The 18,656-nt window shown below is 66.8% G+C and carries 22 protein-coding genes; 14 read left to right on the forward strand and 8 right to left on the reverse strand.

What is annotated here, in order from left to right:
* Positions 1-78: 78 nt before the first annotated feature.
* Genes N1028_RS02010 through N1028_RS02035 form a run of 6 tightly spaced genes read right to left on the reverse strand, consistent with a single transcriptional unit; the run spans position 79 to position 7,033 of the window.
* Entirely contained in the window at positions 79-1,137 is a 1,059-nt protein-coding gene (locus N1028_RS02010) for a rhamnose ABC transporter substrate-binding protein (RefSeq protein WP_259525092.1), read from the reverse strand.
* A gap of 48 nt (positions 1,138-1,185) precedes the next feature.
* Positions 1,186-2,253: an ABC transporter permease gene (locus N1028_RS02015; RefSeq protein WP_259525094.1), complete on the reverse strand. Its 1,068-nt coding sequence runs from the start codon at positions 2,251-2,253 to the stop codon at positions 1,186-1,188.
* Entirely contained in the window at positions 2,250-3,278 is a 1,029-nt protein-coding gene (locus N1028_RS02020) for an ABC transporter permease (RefSeq protein WP_259525095.1), read from the reverse strand. The genes N1028_RS02015 and N1028_RS02020 overlap by 4 nt, the downstream gene beginning before the upstream one ends.
* Positions 3,275-4,795, reverse strand: a complete 1,521-nt coding sequence (locus N1028_RS02025) for a sugar ABC transporter ATP-binding protein (RefSeq protein ID WP_259525096.1) — start codon at positions 4,793-4,795, stop codon at positions 3,275-3,277. The genes N1028_RS02020 and N1028_RS02025 overlap by 4 nt, the downstream gene beginning before the upstream one ends.
* On the reverse strand, positions 4,792-5,799 hold the full coding sequence (locus N1028_RS02030; RefSeq protein WP_259525097.1) for an aldose 1-epimerase family protein: 1,008 nt from the start codon (positions 5,797-5,799) through the stop codon (positions 4,792-4,794). Before N1028_RS02030 ends, N1028_RS02025 begins: the two co-directional genes overlap by 4 nt.
* On the reverse strand, positions 5,792-7,033 hold the full coding sequence (locus tag N1028_RS02035; RefSeq protein ID WP_259525098.1) for a cupin domain-containing protein: 1,242 nt from the start codon (positions 7,031-7,033) through the stop codon (positions 5,792-5,794). Before N1028_RS02035 ends, N1028_RS02030 begins: the two co-directional genes overlap by 8 nt.
* 225 nt (positions 7,034-7,258) lie before the next feature.
* Between N1028_RS02035 and N1028_RS02040 the strand changes: the two genes are divergently transcribed.
* The 10 genes from N1028_RS02040 (at position 7,259) to N1028_RS02085 (ending at position 14,200) form a co-directional block, all read left to right on the forward strand.
* Positions 7,259-8,014, forward strand: a complete 756-nt coding sequence (locus tag N1028_RS02040) for a DeoR/GlpR family DNA-binding transcription regulator (protein ID WP_259525100.1) — start codon at positions 7,259-7,261, stop codon at positions 8,012-8,014.
* A gap of 52 nt (positions 8,015-8,066) precedes the next feature.
* A complete protein-coding gene (locus N1028_RS02045) occupies positions 8,067-9,065 on the forward strand; it encodes an endonuclease/exonuclease/phosphatase family protein (protein WP_259525101.1) in 999 nt (332 codons plus the stop codon).
* 40 nt (positions 9,066-9,105) lie between these two features.
* Entirely contained in the window at positions 9,106-9,540 is a 435-nt protein-coding gene (locus N1028_RS02050; RefSeq protein WP_259525102.1) for a hypothetical protein, read from the forward strand.
* Positions 9,541-9,995: 455 nt separating this feature from the next.
* On the forward strand, positions 9,996-10,373 hold the full coding sequence (locus tag N1028_RS02055) for an ANTAR domain-containing protein (RefSeq protein WP_259525103.1): 378 nt from the start codon (positions 9,996-9,998) through the stop codon (positions 10,371-10,373).
* Between the two features lie 31 nt (positions 10,374-10,404).
* Complete coding sequence (locus tag N1028_RS02060) at positions 10,405-11,121, forward strand: GAF and ANTAR domain-containing protein (RefSeq protein WP_259525104.1); 717 nt, start codon at positions 10,405-10,407, stop codon at positions 11,119-11,121.
* A gap of 314 nt (positions 11,122-11,435) precedes the next feature.
* On the forward strand, positions 11,436-11,675 hold the full coding sequence (locus tag N1028_RS02065; protein WP_259525105.1) for a hypothetical protein: 240 nt from the start codon (positions 11,436-11,438) through the stop codon (positions 11,673-11,675).
* Positions 11,668-12,069, forward strand: coding sequence for a DUF7882 family protein (locus N1028_RS02070; protein ID WP_259525106.1), 402 nt, complete (start codon positions 11,668-11,670; stop codon positions 12,067-12,069). Before N1028_RS02065 ends, N1028_RS02070 begins: the two co-directional genes overlap by 8 nt.
* A gap of 177 nt (positions 12,070-12,246) precedes the next feature.
* Entirely contained in the window at positions 12,247-13,128 is an 882-nt protein-coding gene (locus tag N1028_RS02075; RefSeq protein ID WP_259525107.1) for a manganese catalase, read from the forward strand.
* A 29-nt stretch (positions 13,129-13,157) separates the two neighbouring features.
* Entirely contained in the window at positions 13,158-13,415 is a 258-nt protein-coding gene (locus N1028_RS02080; protein WP_259525108.1) for a hypothetical protein, read from the forward strand.
* Between the two features lie 68 nt (positions 13,416-13,483).
* Positions 13,484-14,200, forward strand: a complete 717-nt coding sequence (locus N1028_RS02085; RefSeq protein WP_310795556.1) for an MBL fold metallo-hydrolase — start codon at positions 13,484-13,486, stop codon at positions 14,198-14,200.
* 47 nt (positions 14,201-14,247) lie between these two features.
* Here N1028_RS02085 and N1028_RS02090 read toward each other — a convergent pair whose 3' ends face one another.
* Both N1028_RS02090 and N1028_RS02095 read right to left on the reverse strand, forming a co-directional pair.
* Complete coding sequence (locus tag N1028_RS02090) at positions 14,248-14,589, reverse strand: hypothetical protein (RefSeq protein ID WP_259525110.1); 342 nt, start codon at positions 14,587-14,589, stop codon at positions 14,248-14,250.
* Positions 14,590-14,663: 74 nt separating this feature from the next.
* Positions 14,664-15,071: a hypothetical protein gene (locus N1028_RS02095; protein ID WP_259525111.1), complete on the reverse strand. Its 408-nt coding sequence runs from the start codon at positions 15,069-15,071 to the stop codon at positions 14,664-14,666.
* 232 nt (positions 15,072-15,303) lie between these two features.
* Here N1028_RS02095 and N1028_RS02100 point away from each other — a divergent pair, with 232 nt between their 5' ends.
* From N1028_RS02100 to N1028_RS02115, 4 genes are all read left to right on the forward strand, one after another.
* Positions 15,304-15,849 carry a hypothetical protein gene (locus tag N1028_RS02100; protein WP_259525112.1) on the forward strand — a complete coding sequence of 182 codons (546 nt, stop codon included), beginning with the start codon at positions 15,304-15,306 and terminating at the stop codon, positions 15,847-15,849.
* A 412-nt stretch (positions 15,850-16,261) separates the two neighbouring features.
* On the forward strand, positions 16,262-16,975 hold the full coding sequence (locus tag N1028_RS02105; RefSeq protein WP_259525331.1) for a GAF and ANTAR domain-containing protein: 714 nt from the start codon (positions 16,262-16,264) through the stop codon (positions 16,973-16,975).
* 68 nt (positions 16,976-17,043) lie between these two features.
* Positions 17,044-17,724, forward strand: a complete 681-nt coding sequence (locus N1028_RS02110) for a GAF and ANTAR domain-containing protein (RefSeq protein ID WP_259525113.1) — start codon at positions 17,044-17,046, stop codon at positions 17,722-17,724.
* 227 nt (positions 17,725-17,951) lie between these two features.
* Positions 17,952-18,641 carry a GAF and ANTAR domain-containing protein gene (locus N1028_RS02115; protein WP_259525114.1) on the forward strand — a complete coding sequence of 230 codons (690 nt, stop codon included), beginning with the start codon at positions 17,952-17,954 and terminating at the stop codon, positions 18,639-18,641.
* The last annotated feature ends 15 nt before the right edge of the window (positions 18,642-18,656 follow it).

The following is an 18,656-nucleotide window of genomic DNA, read 5'->3' on the forward strand; positions in this document are numbered from 1 at the left end:
CTCCTTCGTCGTCAGTCGGGGGCCCGCGCCGCGAACGGCGCCGGCCCCCGGGTGTCGCTTCTCGCTCCGATCCGAGGATCAGAAGGAGAAGTCGCCGACGTTCTCCTTGTTGAACACGAACATCGGTCCGAGGACGATCTCGCCGCCCTCGCCGACCGTGTACTCGCCGAGCTTGCCCGCCTCGAAGGTGTCTCCCTCTTCACCGGTGATGGTGCCGGCGATCAGGGCGTCGGCGGCGTAGGAGGCCAGGTAGCCGAGGTCCTCGGGGTTCCAGAGGCCGAACTCCTCCACGATGCCGCTCTCGACGTACTCCGCCATCTCGCTGGGGAGGCCGAGACCGGTGACCCAGACCTTGCCCTGGTACTCGGGGGTGTCGGCGAGATAGTGGGCCGCCTCCTTCACCGAGACGGTGTCGGGAGCGATGATGGCCTTGAGGTCGGGAATCGACTGCATGAGGCCCTGGGCCTCCTGGTAGGCCTTCTCGTCGACGTCGTCGCCGTAGGCGACCTTCGCGACCGTGATGTTCGGGTGGTCCTTCTTGATCAGGGCCTGGATGGCGTCGACCCACGCGTTCAGGTTGGCCGCGTTCGCGCCGCCCGAGAGGATGGCGATGGTGCCGCCCTCCTCGCCCAGGTGGTCGGCGGTCAGCTTGACGAGGCCCTCGGCGATGCCGTCGACCGTCGCCTGGTTCACGAACACGTCGCGGCAGTCGGTGTCGGTGTCGTAGGCGACGACCTTCACTCCCTGGCTGCGGGCCTGCTCGAGGTCGTTGCAGACGGCGGTGGGGTCGTTCGCCGCGATGGCGATCGACTTCTGGCCGGTCTGGATGGCCGTCTGGATGAAGGGCACCTGGTCGGCCGAACCGGTCGCGGTCGGGCCCTCCTCCTTGAAGGTCATCCCGAGCTCGTCGGCCGCCTCGGCGGCGCCCTTGTCGGAGGCCTCGAAGTACTTGTTGCCGAGGCTCTTCGGAATGAAGGTGACGCTCGTGTCACCACCGCCGCCGGCGGCTGCGCCATCGGTCGAGGGGGCGGTGCCGGAGCCGCCGGCGCAGCCGGTGAGCAGCAGCGCCGTGGCGGCGAGGGTCGCCGTCGCGACGGCCAGTTTCTTGCGGGAGAACCCGCTGGTTGTGAACCTCATTGTTCTGCCTTCCTTGGTGATTGTGGTGCAGGGATAGAAGAGGAGTGCTCAGGTGCCGACCGCGACGACCGCGGTGGCCTTCGACCGTCGCCGGCGGGAGATGAATCCCGCCACACTCGCCACGACGACGGAGAAGATGAGGGCAGCACCGGTGACGATGCTGATGGTGTCGGAGCCGATGCCCGCGAGCTGGAGGGTCTTGTTCAGCGCTGCGATGAGCACGCCGCCGGCGAGGGCGCCGAGGATGGTGCCGCGACCGCCCCAGATCGAGACGCCTCCCAGCACGATCGCGGTCACCACCTGCAGCTCGAAGCCGAACCCGTTCGTGCCGATCGCATTCGAGTACTGCAGCGTGAAGTAGACGCCCGTCGCGCCGGCCACGAGGCTGCTCATGACGAACAGGATGAGGCGGGTGCGGTTCACCCGCACCCCCGAGAAGGCCGCGTTCTCGGGGCTCTGCCCGATCGCGAACACCCCCCGGCCGAACGGGGTGAAGTGCAGGAGGGCGCCGAAGAGCAGGGCGAGGACGACGATGGCGAGCGTCACCACGGGAACGGGCAGTCCGCCGAGCGGCGCCGTCATCGCGCGGGTGATGTCGGTCGGGAAGTCGGTGACCGATGTGGTGCCGAGAAGCCCGACCGCGATGCCGCGGAACAGCGCGAGCGTTCCGATCGTCACCGCGAGCGAAGGCAGCCCGACGATCGTCACGAGCACCCCGTTCAACACCCCGACGAGCCCGCCGGCGAGCACGCCGAGCACCGCCGCGACCCCGATCGGGATGCCGGCCTGGAAGGCCAGGCCGAAGATCGCGCTCGAGAACCCGAGCACGCTGCCCACCGAGAGGTCGATGTCGCCGGTGATGATGATGAGCGTCACCGGCAGCAGCATGAGCAGCACCGGCGCCGAATTCAGGATCATCGTCTGGTAGGTGTACGGCTGGGCGAAGAACGGCACCGTGAAGGTGGCGATCACGAGCAGCAGCACGATGGCGAGGATGATGGCCGACTCGGTGCGCAGCAGTGTCCGTCTCCACAGCGGCTTGTCGTGCCGCTGGTACTGCCGCTCGGCCGGGGCCGGCACAGGGGCGGATGACGGTGTCAGTGTGGCCTGGCTCATGACTCACTCCCCTTTCGCTTGGCGCGCCGTGTTCGGCTGAGGAACAGCACGCGGTCGAGCAGGATCGCACCGACGATGAAGATGCCGACGATGGCCTGCTGCCAGAGGCTCGGCACACCCAGCACCGGCAGCGCGGAGCTGATGGTGGCGAGGAAGAAGGCACCGAGGGCGACTCCCCAGATGGTTCCGGATCCGCCCACGATGGCGACCCCTCCGACCACCGCGGCGGCGACGGCCTCGAGCTCGTAGCCCGTGCCCACCCGCGCATCCCCGGTGGCGTAGATCGAGAGGTAGACGAGCCCGCCGAGGCCGGCCAGCGCGCCGCTCGTGACGAAGGCGTTGAGGGTGAGGCGCCGTTCGCTGAGGCCGAAGAGCTTGGCGGCCTCGGGGTTCGAGCCGAGGGCGTAGAGGTCACGGCCCGCGCGCCGACTGGTCATGAACCAGCCCACGATGAGCACCACGATCAGCACGAGGATCAGCAGCACCGGGATGGATGCCCACTGCATCGTGCCGAGTGCCCGGAACTCCGGCGGCAACCAGCTCGAACGGATGAACTGCGGCCCGATCCAGAGGATGGCGATGCCGCGGTAGGCGTAGAGCGTGCCCAGCGTGATGACCAGCGACGGCACCTTGAGGAACGCCACGAGCAGCCCGTTGATGAGACCGAGGAACGCTCCGAGTGCCACACCGATCACCACGACCAGGACGATCGGGATGCCCTCGACGTTCGCGAACAGCCAGCCCGAGGTGTACGTCGACAGGCACAGGATCGACCCGATCGACAGGTCGATGTTGCGCGTGATGATGACGATCGCTTCACCGAGCGCGATCAGGATGAGGATGGTCGGCTGCCGCAGCAGCTCGCGCCAGCCCCCGTCGCTGAAGAGGAAGGTGGGCTGCACGGCCGTGGTCACCGCTATGAGCGCGACGATGAGCACCACGAGCCCGAACTCGCGTGCCCGCAGCACCTTCTGAAGGGGGGAACGCCCCGCCTCGATCGGGGGGACGGTGTGCGTGACGCTCATGCGGCGGTCTCCGTGCTGTTGTCGGCCGGGGCGTGGGTGGCGGCGTACATCACGTTCTCGGGGGTGGCTTGCTCGCGGGCGATCTCGGCCGTGATGCGGCCCTCGCGCACGACGAGCACGCGGTCGGCCATGCCGAGCACCTCGGGCAGCTCCGACGAGATCATCAGCACGGCGACGCCGGTGCCGGCGAGTTCGGAGAGCAGCCGGTGCACTTCCGCCTTGGTACCGACGTCGATGCCGCGGGTGGGCTCGTCGACGATGAGGATGGAGGGCTGGGTGGCGAGCCACTTGCCCAGCACCACCTTCTGCTGGTTGCCGCCCGAGAGCATCGAGGCCTCGGTGTCGAGAGCGTGCGTCTTCACCTGCAGGCGCGAGGCCCAGGTGCGGGCGCTCGGCTCCTCGAGCGAGCTGGTGATGAAGCCGAACTTCGACAGACTGTCGCGGATGGCGAGGGTGATGTTCGACTGCACCCCCGCATCCATCGCCAGCCCCTGCTTGCGACGGTCCTCGGGAACGAAGCCCATGCCGAGCCGCATCGCGGCCGCCGGGTTCTTGGGCGGAACGGCCTTGCCGCCGATGCGCACCGAACCGGAGTCGTAGCGATCGACACCGAACACGGCACGCGCGATCTCGCTCCGGCCGGCCCCGACGAGCCCTGCGAAACAGACGATCTCTCCCGAGCGCACGGTGAAGCTCACGTTCTCGAACACGCCGACGCTGGTGAGGTCGGTCACCTCGAGCACCGCTTCGCCGACCGTCGTCTCCTGCTTCGGGAAGAGGTTCTCGACGCTGCGGCCCACCATCTGGCGGATGATCGCATCTTCGGTGGTCTCGGTGGTGGTGTTGGTGGCGATGTAGGTGCCGTCCCGCATCACGGTGATGGTGTCGCAGAGCGAGAACACTTCGTCGAAGCGATGCGAGATGAAGATCAGGCCCTTGCCCTCGTCGCGCAGCTGGCGGGCGATGCCCATCAGCCGGTCGACCTCGACGCCCGAGAGGGCGGCGGTGGGCTCGTCCATGATGATCACCTTGGCGCCCACGGAGATCGACTTGGCGATCTCCACCACCTGCTGGTCGGCGATCGAGAGGCCGCGCGCTTCGCGGTCGGGGTCGATCGGCACACCGAGTCGCTGGGTGAGCTCGCGTGTCTCACGGCGCATCTTCGCCCGGTCGAGCAGGCCGAGCTTCGTGTAGGGCTGGCGCCCCACGAAGATGTTCTCGGCCACCGTGAAGTCGGGGAAGAGCGTGGGCTCCTGGTAGATGACCGCGATGCCCGCCTCTTTGGCGTCGCGCGTGCTGTGGAAGTCGACGCTCTCTCCCTCGAGGGTGAATTCTCCGCCGTCGCGCTGATACAGCCCGCCGATGATCTTCACCAGGGTCGACTTGCCCGCGCCGTTCTCGCCGACGAGGGCGTGGATGCTGCCGGCCTCCAGGGCGAGATCGGCGCGCACCAGAGCGGCGACCGCGCCGAACGACTTGCTCACGCCGTCGAGCTGCAGAAGGGGGGCCTCGGTCATGTGCGGTTCACCTCGATCTCGATGGAGTAGCTCCGGCTCTCGCCGGGCTCGAGCCGGGGCAGGATGCCGTGCTCGCGCGCGGCGGCCCTGCCCTGGATCTCAGGGGTGTTCGCGGGCTCCAGCCCGAGAACGAAGTGCTTGGTGGCGGTGAGCTTCCACTGGAAGACCGCCGGCAGGCTCTCGGAGTAGCGCAGGGTGAACTGCAGACCGCGGATCGGGTTGGTCACCCGAGCGACCCGCTCGTCGCCCGCGGTGTGCACGTAGACCTGCTCGCGGAAGCCGGCGGTGGGCTCGCCGATCGCGGCGCGCTCGGCGAAGCCGGCCACCGCATCCGGGTCTCTCGGTTCGACGCTCACGGCCGGGATGTCGACGGTCGATCCGGTGTCGAGCAGGGGCCAGCCGAGGTTCACGTGGTAGAGCACCATGTGCGGGCTGGCGGTCTCGGCCTCGTTCGTGACGGTGTCGTCGACGACGAATGTGGAGGAGCCGACGCGCGAGGTGATGGTGCGGCGGAGCACGAGGTTCTCGCCGAAGACGGAGGTCTGGCGCACCTCGCCCACGACGGTCACGGCCTCGGGGGTCGCGCTGGTCTCGATCAGGCGGGCCGAGAGATTGCCGATCGGTCCGTGCATCCCCACGACACCGTCCTCGTCGTCGGCGGGCGGGCCGAAGCTGTTCAGGCCGCAGGTGGTGACGAGGCCGCCGCCGAACGAGCGCAGCCAGCCGCGGCCCTCGGGCTCGTAGGCGTCGGGCCGGGTGAAGCCGGTCGAGGAGAGCCAGGCCAGCGGAAGGCCCTCGAAGGAGGCGGCGCCGATGTCGAGGCCGCGGTCTGGATGCACGTCGAACTCGAGTCCGCCGCCGTTCACCACCCGCAGACGACGGGCCCCCCGAGAGGGACCGTCGTCGTCGATGAAGCGGTCGACGCGGGCGACCTGATCGAGAGAGCCCGCGCGCAGGAGGGCCTCGTCGATCGGTGTGCCGTAGGCGGTGGTTGCGCTACTCAACGGGACCGAGCTCCACGTTGCCGGGGCCGAAGTGCTTCAGCACCACGAGGTCGTCGGTGCTGCTGCGGTTCGTGATGGTCACTCCCGCCTGGGCCGCGGGGGCCGAGACGAAGAACTCGTCCTGGCTGAGCTGGCCGAAGCGGATGACGGTGGCCGCCTGCGTCTCGTGGCCGCCGAACGTGCCTGCGCCCTGCACCACGATGGCGCCATAGGCATCCTGCTCGGTGATGACGACGGTCTGGCCGGGGCGCACCGTGAGCTCCTTGGCGCTGAAGGCGTCGGAGCGGAAGACGATCCAGTTCTCGACGTAGGCCGAACCGCCGTCGGCCGCCGAGGCCTCGGTGGCGTAGGGCTGCATGAAGCGGTGGGGCACGAAGTCGGTGTCGACGTTCTTCTCCCAGTCGAGGAGGTCGATCAAGAAGTCGAAGTCGCCGTGATGCTCGTGCGGCACGTCCTTCCAGAGCAGTTCGGCGGGCACCTCGCGGTTGTTGCTCCACGACTCGCACATGCAGAACACGTCGCTCGCGGCCTGCGGCTCGTAGGTGCAGATGCTGGCGGGGGCGTGCAGCACTCCGGCCGGGATGTCCCAGCCCGTGCCGAGCCGGGTGCGGTAGCCGAGGGAGTAGTCGGTGATGCGGTTGTCGCCGCCCTCGATGAACCGCTCGAGCCGCTCCTTGAGCTCGGCGCGGGTGGTGCCCGGCTGCAGGCCGAGGAACGAGATGGCCTGGTCGGCGGTGTAGTTGTTCATGTGCGGCGAGTAGTAGTAGGCCTCGGGCTTGCCCACCTTGCCCACCAGAGCGGCCTTCTCGTCGGAGTGGTGCACGTGGAAGGGCAGGGGCTGCAGGTTGTCGTAGAACTTCGAGTACATGGTCCAGCCGCCGAAGCGGTCCCAGAGCCGGTCGCCGATGACGTCGGCCTTGTGGTGCTCCACGAACTCGTCGAAGGGCAGCAGGCCGCCCTCGGGGTCGACCACGAGGCTCAACCCCTCGTGTGCTCCCGTGAGCGGACCGTTGTCGGCGCGGATGGTGCTGGCGAGCCACCGCTCGTCGATGCCCCCGCGGGTCTGCTCGAACGGGAAGTAGTCGTCGGGATGCAGGCGGATGCGTCGCCCGGGAGTGCAGAAGGCCCTCGGGACCCAGGCGGGGGCGAACCTCACGACGCCTTCGCCTGCGGCGAGCACGCGGTCGAATGCGGCCGTCTGGGAGACGATGTTCTCGTAAGCCTCGGAGGTCATCTTCGACACCCTTCGTCGTTTCAGGCGTCGCCGCAGAGGCGCGGCGACGCTGCCGGTGATCGGGTTCAATGAACCACCCGGGGAATGTAACACCGCGTTTTCGCGTGTGTCAACGATTTGTGAGGAGACATATTCTCACCCCTGGAATCCGGGGCGAATCGCTCCGAAATGTTAGATAATGACGAGAGGTAACACGAACATCACAGACTTGTAACGGAGGCGGAGATGCCCGGTCCCACCGAATCCGGCCGGCGGCGGGAGCAGCTGCTGGCCATCCTCGAGCGCGACAACATCGTGCGGCTGACGGAGGCCGCGAGCGACCTCGGTGTGTCGGTCATGACCATCCGTCGCGACCTCGCCGACCTCGAGGGCGAAGGAATGCTCCGCCGGGTGCGCGGTGGGGCGATCTCCGTCATCGGCCCGCGCCCCTTCGACGAACGCCAGTCCGAGCACTCCCGGGCCAAGGAGGTCATCGCCGAGAAGGCGCTCGCGCTCGTGCCCCGGTTCGGTTCGATCGCGTTCGACGCCTCCACCACGGTGGGCACGCTGGCCGAGCGGCTGGGGCCGCGCTCCGGCCTCACGGTCACCACCAACTCCTACCCGACGTATGCGGTGCTGAAGGGCACGACGGGGGTCACTCCCATCCTGATCGGCGGAGAGACCGAGGAGACCACCGACACCTTCGTCGGCCCGCTCGCGGTGCAAGCGGCGGAATCGCTGCGCTACCTCCGGTTCTTCGCCTCGGCGAGCGCCATCGACTCCGGCTTCGGCACCACCGAGGTGTCGCTCGCCGAGGCACAGATGAAGCGGGCCTTCTTCCGGGTGTCGAAGGAGCTCGTCCTGTGCATCGACTCGTCGAAGCTGCAGCAGCAGTCGACCGCCGCCTCGTTCGAGCTCTCCCGGGCGTCCGTGCTCATCACGGAGCTCTCCCCCGCCGACCCGCGCCTCGACGACTTCCGCGACCTCGTCGAACTGCGCTGACATGTGGGCTCGGATCGTTCTGCTCGTCGCATGCGCGTGCGCTGCGCTCCTCGTGAGTGCTCCCGGCCTGTTGGGGCTGCAGCGTCAGCTCGTCTTCGCGCAGCTGATCGCGTTCCGCGGACTTCTCGCCCTCGGCTTCGCGGTGCTCGGCCTCGTCGGCGCGCTGCTGTTCTGGCTGCTCCGGGGCCGGGCTCGAACGGCGCGCCCCGTCGTTGCGGGCCTGGCCGCGATCGCGCTTCTCGCGGCGGGCGCTCACGTGGTCGTGCAGGCCGGGCGAGGCTTTGGATCGGGAGCCCGACCCGAGACGGCCGCGCGATCCGCCGAGGGTGAATCCCGATCCGCCCGCCCAGGCGCCGTTTCCACCGACCCCGCCACGAGCATCCGGATCCTCACCTGGAACACCTACGACACGGTCACCGCCGACGAGATCGCCCGCGTCGCCCTCGCCCAGGGTTCGACCGTGCTGACGCTGCCCGAGACCTCGCGCAGCACGGCCGAGTCCGTCGCCCGGGTCATGGATGCCTCGGGCCAGCCCATGCAGGTGTTCACGGCCGAGCGCGGCGACCCTTCCGACGTTCCACCGACGGCGATGCTCGTCTCGGAAGGGTTGGGCGACTACGAGGTCACCGGTGAACTGGGCGATACCGGCACGATGCCGAGCATCGTGGCGCGTCCCGCCGACGGAACCGGCCCCGTGCTCGTCGCGGCGCATCCGATGCCCCCGCTGCCATCGATCATGACGTCGTGGCGAAGCGACCTCGGCTGGGTGCTGTCGCTCTGCGACGAGCCCGACCTCGTTCTCGGCGGCGACCTCAACGCGACGCTCGATCACCTCGGCCCGCTGGGCGGATGCTCGGACGCGCTCGGCGAGGCGGGCGCCGGCGCACAGGGAAGCTGGCCCACGTCTTTGCCGCCACTTCTCGGGGCCCCGATCGATCATGTGCTGATGACGGGCGACTGGCGTGCCGACGCCTCGGAGGTGCTCAGCGCTGAGGATTCCGCCGGCAGCGACCACCGCCCGGTCGTCGCCACCCTGCTCATCCGCGGCTAGAACGCAGTCGACCCAGCGACGACGCGCAGCTCAACGTGGGATGAAGCCGAAAGAGTTCTTGCTGCGTTGCCAGGTGACCGGTACCTTTGGCACATTGCTGGCCCCAGACCCGGCCGGTGCGCAGATGACATTCACCGCGCCGAAGGGGTGCCCCGTGGACCTGATCTCAATGCCTGTCCTTCCTATCGATCTGGGTGACAGGGTCGCGTTCTCGCACGAGTCCAGGCGCTTCTTCATCACCCGCACCGGGGCGGACTTGTGGATCGTCGGGCAGCACGGAAGCGGCTACACGCTTGCGGTGCTGCAGCGGCTCGAGCTGATGCACTTCCGGTTGCACGGCCCGGGCATCGACCTGACGAGTGAGAGCTGGCTCCTTCTTCTTGCTCGTCTCGGTTGGCACGCGATGCGCACCGGAAGGCCCCTCAACCCGCCATCTCGACCAGGGTTCGCTGATCGTGAAGCGGGAGGATCGTGACCGGGGCCAGGCAACCTGGGTTCAGGTAGTCCGAGAAAAAGCCGACATGAGGGCTTGCTTTATCGAGGCGAGGGCTTGCTTTAGTGTGGTGGTTCGTTCAGGTGTGAGGGCTAGGGTCGGTGGGTAGGTAGTCCTGGACCCAGGCCGCTCACGCCGGTGATCACCGGCACGGTCAGGAGGACGCCATCACGTCGGCCCATGCAACTTCGCAGCCCGATTTCTGTACACCCTTCGTCCAGACGCTTCCCGTCGACCGAGCAGCGATCTCCACGCTGGGTGCCCCGTTCGACGTCGAAACCGTCAGCACGAGCGACGACGTCGCTGCGCGGCTGAGTGAGATGCAGCTCGATGTCGGGGAGGGCCCCGGGTGGGAGTCTCACGCCACTCAAACCCCCGTTCTCGTTCCCAATCTCTCGGAGGCCAGTGCAGGCCGGTGGCCGCTATTCGTCCATGGGGTGTCAGGTCTTGACGTCAACGCGGTCTACTCATTGCCGCTCACCATCGGCACCCTTCGAATCGGCGCCGTCGATCTCTACGCCATGGCAACGAACACGCTCACACCTACAGCACTCGTCGAGGCGTGTGCTCTGGCTGTGATGACAGCAACCGATGTGCTCCGGCATGCCCTGGAACACCGGCACGACGCACCCGGAGAAGACGGCCCCCACTCTCGCCGCGAGGTGCATCAAGCGACCGGGATGGTTATCGCGCAGATGCGTGTCAACGCCGCGGACGCTCTGCTCCTCATCCGTGCCCATGCCTACGCCTCAGGTCGCTCGGTGAGAGAAACGGCGGCCGACATCACGGCCCGGCGAATCACGCTGCAGCCGTGACCGCCCCAGACGCAGGGCGTAAGTTAGGCGCATGACTGTCCCCGCACGAGAAGAACTGATCACCGAAACGTTCGTCGATCTCGCCGACACCCTCGTGGACGACTACGACGTCATCGACCTCCTCCACACCCTGGTCGAACGGGCGGCCGGCATTCTCGAAGCGGCCGACGCCGGCATCCTGCTGCCGAACGCCTCGGGATCGCTGGAGGTCGTCGCCTCGACCAGCGAACGCAGCCACCTCATCAGCATCCTCCAACTCCGGGCAGAGGAAGGCCCCTGCGTCGACGCGTACACGACCGGAAAGATCGTCGCCGTCGACAACATCGCCTCGACGTACGCCCGCTGGCCCACGTTCGCCACGAGCGCCGCGAGCGTCGACTACCAGTCGATGTATGCCATCCCCATGCGGCTGCGGAACCAGACGATCGGGTCGATGAATCTGTTCAGCGACCGACTCGGGCCGATGGAGCCCAAGGACACCGCGGTCGCAAAAGCTCTGACCGATGTCGCCACGATCAGCATCCTGCAGGAACGTGCGCTGCGGGAATCCGACATCGCCCGGGAACAGTTGCAGCACGCCCTGGACAGCCGTGTCGTGATCGAACAGGCCAAGGGGGTGCTGGCACAGACCGAACGGGTCGATATGCACGAAGCGTTCACGTTGCTGCGCAATCGCGCCCGCCACAGCGGCCGCCGCCTTTCCGTGGTGGCCCAAGAGATCATCGACGCCAGCGCTCACCGCGCCTAGCGCGCGTTGCACACGACCTCCCCGTAAATCTACCCTCGAGGATTCGTTCCAGACCCGTGACACGGCCGCCAGGTGCGCGTACGGTCAGCAGTACCCACCCCCGGCTCAAAGGGTTAGTCGGCGGGGGGAAACCTCAGGTCCCGGTCCCGGATTGTTGTCTCATTGCGAGAAACAGGGTGGTCTTCGGGTGGGTTATCTACATATTGGCAACAGCGGCTGGGCGGTCGGCCGACGCCTGCATTGCCGGCACCGGCCTCTACCTCATGGATGAACCGGCCGAGCTTCAACGCGTGTCGGCCTGAGCGGCTCACCTCATGAGAACACACGTCGACGTCGTCGAGATCATGCCAGTCGTCGACGCAGGGTGGCGGCTCTGGGACAGTTCGATGCCCGAATCAGACTCCCGCGGCCTGCTCGGATTCGTGGAAGCGGACGGTGCCGGCTTCCATGCAGTCTGGCTGACCCCCCGTCTGGCGAGCGAATACTTCGATTCGCTCGAGGACGCGGCCCGTGCAGCCCGCCAACAGTGCCTCGAACGAGGTGACCATGCCTGAGATCGAAATCCTCCACGAGCTCACCGCGATGGGAAGCCACTTCGTGCTTCAACATCCCTACGACCTGTCCGGTATGGACTGCGAGAACCTCGAAACCACCTACCTGGACCAAGCATCCGCCGAAAGCGCAGCGACTCTCGCACTGCTCAGCCTGCTCCGCGCCGGCAAGAGCATCGCGTTCTCCTTCGAACGCGCCCCCGACCTCGGCAGCGGCCGCGAGACGCTCTGGGTCTGCCCATCCACCGACATCCGATTCCGCTTCAACGGCAGCCGCCCACCCCGAATCGATGAGCAATGGGTGAGGGCGATCATCGCAACCGCGGAATCACCCACCGGGCTCCGACTGATCGACGAAGCCGAAGTCATGTCCGCATCCAATCTCATCAAGGCGTGACCAGCCACAGGGGACATCGAGTTCACCGTCGACCCGCGAAAGTGCACCCCTCGCTCGACGACGCTGCGCATATGGTGTCGAGCGGCAGAAGTCCAGCCCCTCGTCGCCTCAAGAGCAGGTCGTAGGTTCGCGACCAACACGCCCCGACCTGCGGAGCGCGGAACAGGAGGACGATTCATGTTTTTCCACAAGCAAGAACTGCAATTCACAGCATCACCCTCGAAGCCTGACGCGGTCTACGCACGCCGGCTGCAAGAAGTGCTCGGAGGTCAGTACGGGGAGATCTCCGTGGCGATGCAGTACGGATTCCAGGCCTGGAACTCCCACAAGCCCGGCAAATACCGCGACCTGCTCTTCGGCATCGGAGCCGAGGAGTTCGGTCACGTCGAGATGCTGGCGATCATGATCGCCCAACTCCTCGAGAAGGCTCCCGTGGAGCAGTCCGAAGCCGCGATGGCCGCCGACCCCGTGCTCGGTGCAGTCATCGGCGGCACGGACGTGCAGGCCGCGATCGTCGCCGGTGCGGGCGCCCGCCCGGTCGACAGCAACGGCAACCCCTGGCAGGGCTCCTACGTCACCGCCAGCGGCAACCTCCTCGCCGACTTCACCGCCAATGCCAACGCCGAGATGCAGGGCCGTGTGCAGGCCGCACGCCTCTACAACATGACCGACGACAAGGGCGTCCGCGACCTGTTGTCGTTCCTCATCGCCCGCGACACGATGCACCAGAACCAGTGGCTGGCTGCGGTCGCCGAGCTGCAGGCCGAGGGCACCGAGACGCTGCCGGTGCCGAGCAATTTCCCCATCAACCAGGAGCACCGCGAGTTCTCCTACGAGTACATCAACTTCTCCGACGGCAAGACCGCCGCAGAGGGTTCGTGGGCGTCGGGTCCGACCCCGGATGGGAAGGGCGAGTTCAGCTACCGCGACGGCCCGGAGACCTCGGTGCCGATGCCGCCGCCCACACAGCCGGACCCGCGGTTCTTCGGTACCGATGCGAAGCCGAACCTGGTCGACAAGGCCACCGGTGTGATCAAAGACAAGCTCAGCACCAAGTAAGCGATGACGCGGACAGGAAGGGGGGCGTCGTGACCGGCACCCGGTTCGGAGGGGTCATCGTCGACGTCGAGGTCGCGCATCCCACGAGGGATGAGTGGGAGGTGCACCTGACGTCGAGTTGGGCATGCGTGGGGTTCGTGACCAGGATGGGTTCCGTCTTCGAAAGCATCGACGTGCTCCCACCGTACGAGGTGGGCCTGTGCGGGGATCTCGAGGAAGCCCTCCAGGTGATCTACGCCACCCTCGGCGACAGCAACGCCCCCCTCCTGTCCGCATACAGCGCATGAACGAGCCAGCCATGAGGCAGCTGACACGGCGGTCACGAGCCGTACTGACGCGATCTGTGGCGCCCGGAGTGCACCGACTCGAGCATGCTCACGTCAACTGCTACCTCCTCGAAGAGGGCGGAAAACTGACCCTGATCGATGCCGGGCTACCGGACAGTCACCGGTTCATACTCGCCGCGATTCACGCTCTCGGGCACCGACCAGAAGATGTCGAGGCCCTGGTGCTCACACACGCGCATTTTGACCACATCGGGGCGGCGAAGCGCCTGCACCGCGACATCGGATGCCCCGTCCACGTGCACCCTGACGATGCCTACATCGCCCGGCACCCCTACCGGTACGCACACGAGCGTTCACGGTTGCTCTACCCCGCCATGTACCCGCGAGCCGTCCCAGTTCTCGCAGGGATGGCGGCCGCCGGTGCACTGTGGGTGCGCGGCATCTCGGATGTCGTCCCCTACGAAGGCACCGGCACGCTTGACGTGCCAGGGCGTCCCGTCGTCGTTGAAACACCCGGCCACACATTCGGGCATTGCGCGCTGAACCTCCCCAACGCCGACGCCGTCATCACCGGCGACGCGCTGGTGACTCTCGATCCCTACACGGGTGCGGAGGGGCCGAGAATCGTCGCCGGCGCAGCTACCGCCAACTCCGAACAAGCACTGAGTTCCCTCGGTCGCCTCGATGCGACTGGAGCACGCATCGTCCTACCCGGCCACGGCGCACCTTTCACAGGCGGCATCCACTCCGCGGTGGCCATCGCCCGCACTACCGGAGCGAGCTGACCTTTCTCACCCGGCGCCGCAGCTCCCGGCCAGCGTCGGACGGTGGGTCAGGTTGCGATGGATGGAACGATCACGACCGGGATGCCAGTCTGGATCGGGACACCGTCGATGATGCAGAACGCGACCGGCGAACGGCCGGACCTGTCCCGCTGAACAGGCAGGCGCGCCGTCACGCTCACCGCGCCATCGGAGTACGCGACACAGGCCCCGTGCAGCGCCGTCAACGCATCACCTGAGGTCGTGCAGGCGCTGAACCCCGTCCTATCGAACCGCGCGAGAAACGTGAGCGCATCCCCGGACTCGCCCGCCAGGAGGTCGATGCCGAGCACGACGGGGCCGATGTCAGCGTCGGGAGCTACGTCGGACACCGCGAAGGTGATGCGATCCATCTCTCCGTATTCGATCAGAGCGGCCAGAAGCGGCCAGGGCACGTCAGCAGCGACGGCACGGGGCCTGGGATCCGTCATCTGCGGGCAGCGGGAAGCCCGCTGGGAGCACGGGTGTCAACTTCTTCACGTCGCGGCACGAACGCGGCGATCAGGGCGAGCAGGCCCGCGACGATGTGGAACGCGATGTCGAAGCCGGTGAACCCGGTGGGCAGGATGCCTAACAGGTCAGCGTCGAAGATCGCGATCACGCCCATCAGCAGATAGACGATGCCGACGAGTGCGAGGACCGTGGAGAGAGCTGCACGGCGGACGTGAGCGAATCCGACCCAGAGCAGCGCGATCGCAATCACGATGCGGGCGATGTCCAGCGGCAGATCGACGTTTGCGAAGCCGCCGAAATGCTCACCCTCGACGAACAGGCCGGCCACCGCCAGCAACGCGACGACGATTCCGAGGATACGAGCGATCCATTTTGCGAACATGAAGTGCCTCCAATGGCGGTAGTGGTTCCGGCGCGGCCCCGCCGCACGCGGCGACCTGGTTTGGTCAGCACGCTACGACCGGCCCTGGCTACCGCTTGGGGCTTGACAGCCTGACCAACCCTCATTGCGCAGGTCGTTTCGCTCACCGCCGGACGGATGCGTTCTGTCAACCCACTCGTCCGATCCGGCATCCGACCGAGAGTGAGAATCCATCCACACGAGAGGACGCATGATGTCAGAACGCAACACGCTGGTTCGGGGAATGCACGACGTCGGCCTGGCCGCCTGGTTCGGAGGCACACTCATGGGCGCCGTCGGCCTGAACGGGGCGACCGCCACAGCGAACGACCCCACCGAGCGGCTCCGTCTCTCATCGCTGGGTTGGGCGAAATGGGCGCCCGTCCAGCTGGTGGCCATCATCACCCACGGTATCGGCGGCATCGGCCTGATCACGGGCAACAAAGCACGCCTCGCAGGCCAGCCCGAGGCCCGATCGAACACGAAGGTGAAACTCGTGATCACCGGATTGGCCGGAGCCGCGAGTCTCTACTCGGCCATCCTCGGCGCAACGATCGGCAAGCACGCCGACGAAGGCGGAGAAGGTGTCACCGAGCCCGGCCCCACCGCATCGAAAGCTCTCGCCGCAGCCCAGCGGAAGCAGCGGATACTGCAGTGGGTGATTCCGGCCCTCACGGGAACCCTGATCGTGCTGGCGTCCCAGCAAGGCGAGCAACAGCGTCCCGTCGCCGGCTTCCTCCGCAAAGTCACGGGCAAATAGGCTGCAGAGTTCCTCCGCGCTCGTCCGCACCCAAGGCCCACTGGTGCGGCCGATATCGAGTCAGCGGCGAAGCGGTGCGTCCTTGGGTGACTCGGAGAAGGCCTCGGCATCGGCAAAGCCCTCGCTGACGTGCTGAAGAAGCGCACGCGGAGACAGACATCTGCCATGCGCTTCCGCTCATACCGAGGCGTCAGACGGGGCCGCGCTACCGCCACGGCCCTGGCGCCCATGGTCATCGTCATGCCGCTGGGCTGCAACGTGTCCGAGGACCAGGCACATGGCGATGCGAAGCACCAGGGCCACGCTCGTTCTGTAGGAGGCTTGGTGTTGTTAAGATGGGTCTCGTCTTGAAGCGGGGCCGAGCCTAGTTCGGCGTCGGCCCGAATCTCAGTGCGGGACACACGGACAACTGCTGGGTGACAGGCCGGGAGGACACGATGACAAGAATCTCGACAATGAACCCGCCCTCGCCGATGACCGGGGATCGATTATGACACCGACTTTCTGCGCTCCGTTCCTCGCATCCTTGCCGATCTCCAGAGCAGCCGTCTCGACACTGAAGAATCCCTTCGATGTCCAGACCATCTGCGCGAGTGACGACCTCGCCGCCCGCCTGGATGAGTTGCAATTGGATCTCGGGGAAGGGCCGTGCTGGGAGGCCTTGAACACCCGCGCCCCCGTGCTGGTCCCGGACGTGCAGAGCACCCAGAATCCGGCGTGGCCGAGTCTTCACAACGCCATCGCTGCCAGCGGCATTCACGGAGTGTTTGCGTTTCCTCTTGTTGTCGGAACCCTCGAGATCGGGGCGGTAGACCTCTACGTCGACACCAAGCACCCGTTCACAGTGGCCAACGTGGAAAGGGCCTCCGCGTTGGCCAACGTCGCGGCCGTGCTCATTCTGGATCGGGAGATGAGGCGCCGGCCAGAGTACGAAGGCGACCCACTCGGCGACGGGCCCTACTCGCGCCGCGAGGTGCACCAGGCCACCGGCATGGTCGTCTCCCAGACAGGCGTCAACTCCGACGATGCCCTGTTGCTCATTCGCGCCCGAGCCTTCGCTGACGGGAAACCCGTTCGAGAGATCGCAGCACAGGTCATCGCGCGACAACTGACGTTCCCATCGTGACCAATGCAGAGAAGTAGGTGAAGTATTCAGTGACCGCATCTGACAGAGAACGACAGCTACTCCGAACGTTGGTCGACCTCGCCGACACCCTCGTCGTCGACTACGACATCGTCGATGTCCTCCACACCCTGGTCGAGCGCTGCGCCGATATCCTCGACGCCACCGATGCCGGCATCCTCCTCCCCGACCCCTACGGGGACCTGGAGGTCATCGCCTCCACCAGCGAACGCAGCCAGCTGATCAGCCTGCTGCAGGTGCGCGCCGACGAGGGTCCCTGCGTCGACGCTTACGAAAGCGGCGAACTCGTCACGGTCGAGAGCATCGCTGCAACCTTTGCCCGCTGGCCGAAGTTCGCGACCGACGCCGCCGAGCTCGACTACCTCTCCATGCACGCTATCCCCATGAAATTGCGGGGACAGACCATCGGGTCCCTGAACCTGTTCCGAGACGCTACCGGGCCACTCCATCCCGACGACGCCATCGCCGCCCGAGCACTGGCGGATGTCGCAACCATAAGCATCCTGCAGGAACGCACCCTCCGGCAGGCCCAGATTGCACAGGAACAACTTCAGCACGCACTCAACAGCCGGGTAGTCATCGAGCAAGCCAAAGGGGTGCTCTCACACTCTGAGAACATCGACATGACCGAAGCGTTCAATCGCATGCGCGCACGCGCCCGCACGACCGGTGCACGCCTGTCCGACGTCGCCGAGAAGATCATTTCCCAAGCCCAGAACCGCCAGCCATAGAGTGTCCCATCGTGAGTGCCCAGCAGCTCTGACGTCATGGGACCACCCTGGCCGTGATCGAACGTTCGCACCGTCCCCTGAAGGCGTCCGGCCTGACTCAGAGCGGCTCGGACGAGACGATGGGCGCCAACCAAGGCCCAGTCCTGTAGGGTCGGCACTACGACGCCTGGTCCCCGCGTCCCGGTAGAAGGCGCTCACGCCCCTACTGGTCTGACACCGAGGGGCTGATGGTGACGATCGAGGCGGGCCATGTCGATGGGGCCGAGCCGCCGCGCTCGAATGCTCTGCATGCCGGCTTCTTGGCGCGTCTGCCCGTCGATGGAGCATCGGTGTCGATGGTGACGGTGGCCGGGAATCAATCCACGGTGTCCTCCAGCGACGCTCTGGCCACCCGCCTTGAGCAGCTGCAGTACGACCTCGGAGAAGGCCCGCACTACCGGGCACTGGAGTTGCAGAAGCCCGTGCTCGTGCCCGACGTCGAGGCCGCGGATCACTCGGTGTGGCCGATGTTCGGGCACGCCGTCGTCGACACGGATGCAAAGGCGCTTTTTTCGTTCCCGATGCGGATAGGCGCAGCGACAGTGGGAGTCGTCGACCTGTACCGCCTCTCACCGGGCCTCCTCTCCGACCGTGATGTCGCTCAAGCCACAGCTCTTGCGGGGGCCGCCGCGGGCAGGGCCGCGGCGTACGCGGCCGCAGATGCCGACGGTGACGGACGGCACGATTCGGCGTTGGTCGGGGGCACGCGGCGCCACGTCCACCAAGCAACCGGCATGATCGCCGTCCAACTCGACACGTCCGTCACGGACGCGTTCGCCCGGCTCCGCGGCTACGCCTATGTCGTCGGCCGAAGCGTCGACGACATAGCACGCGACGTGGTGGCACAGACCCTCGACTTCACCGAGCCCACCGGGTAGCGGGAGGCAGCGGTG

The organism is Herbiconiux oxytropis (assembly GCF_024979315.1).
Classification (GTDB): Bacteria; Actinomycetota; Actinomycetes; order Actinomycetales; family Microbacteriaceae; genus Herbiconiux; species Herbiconiux oxytropis.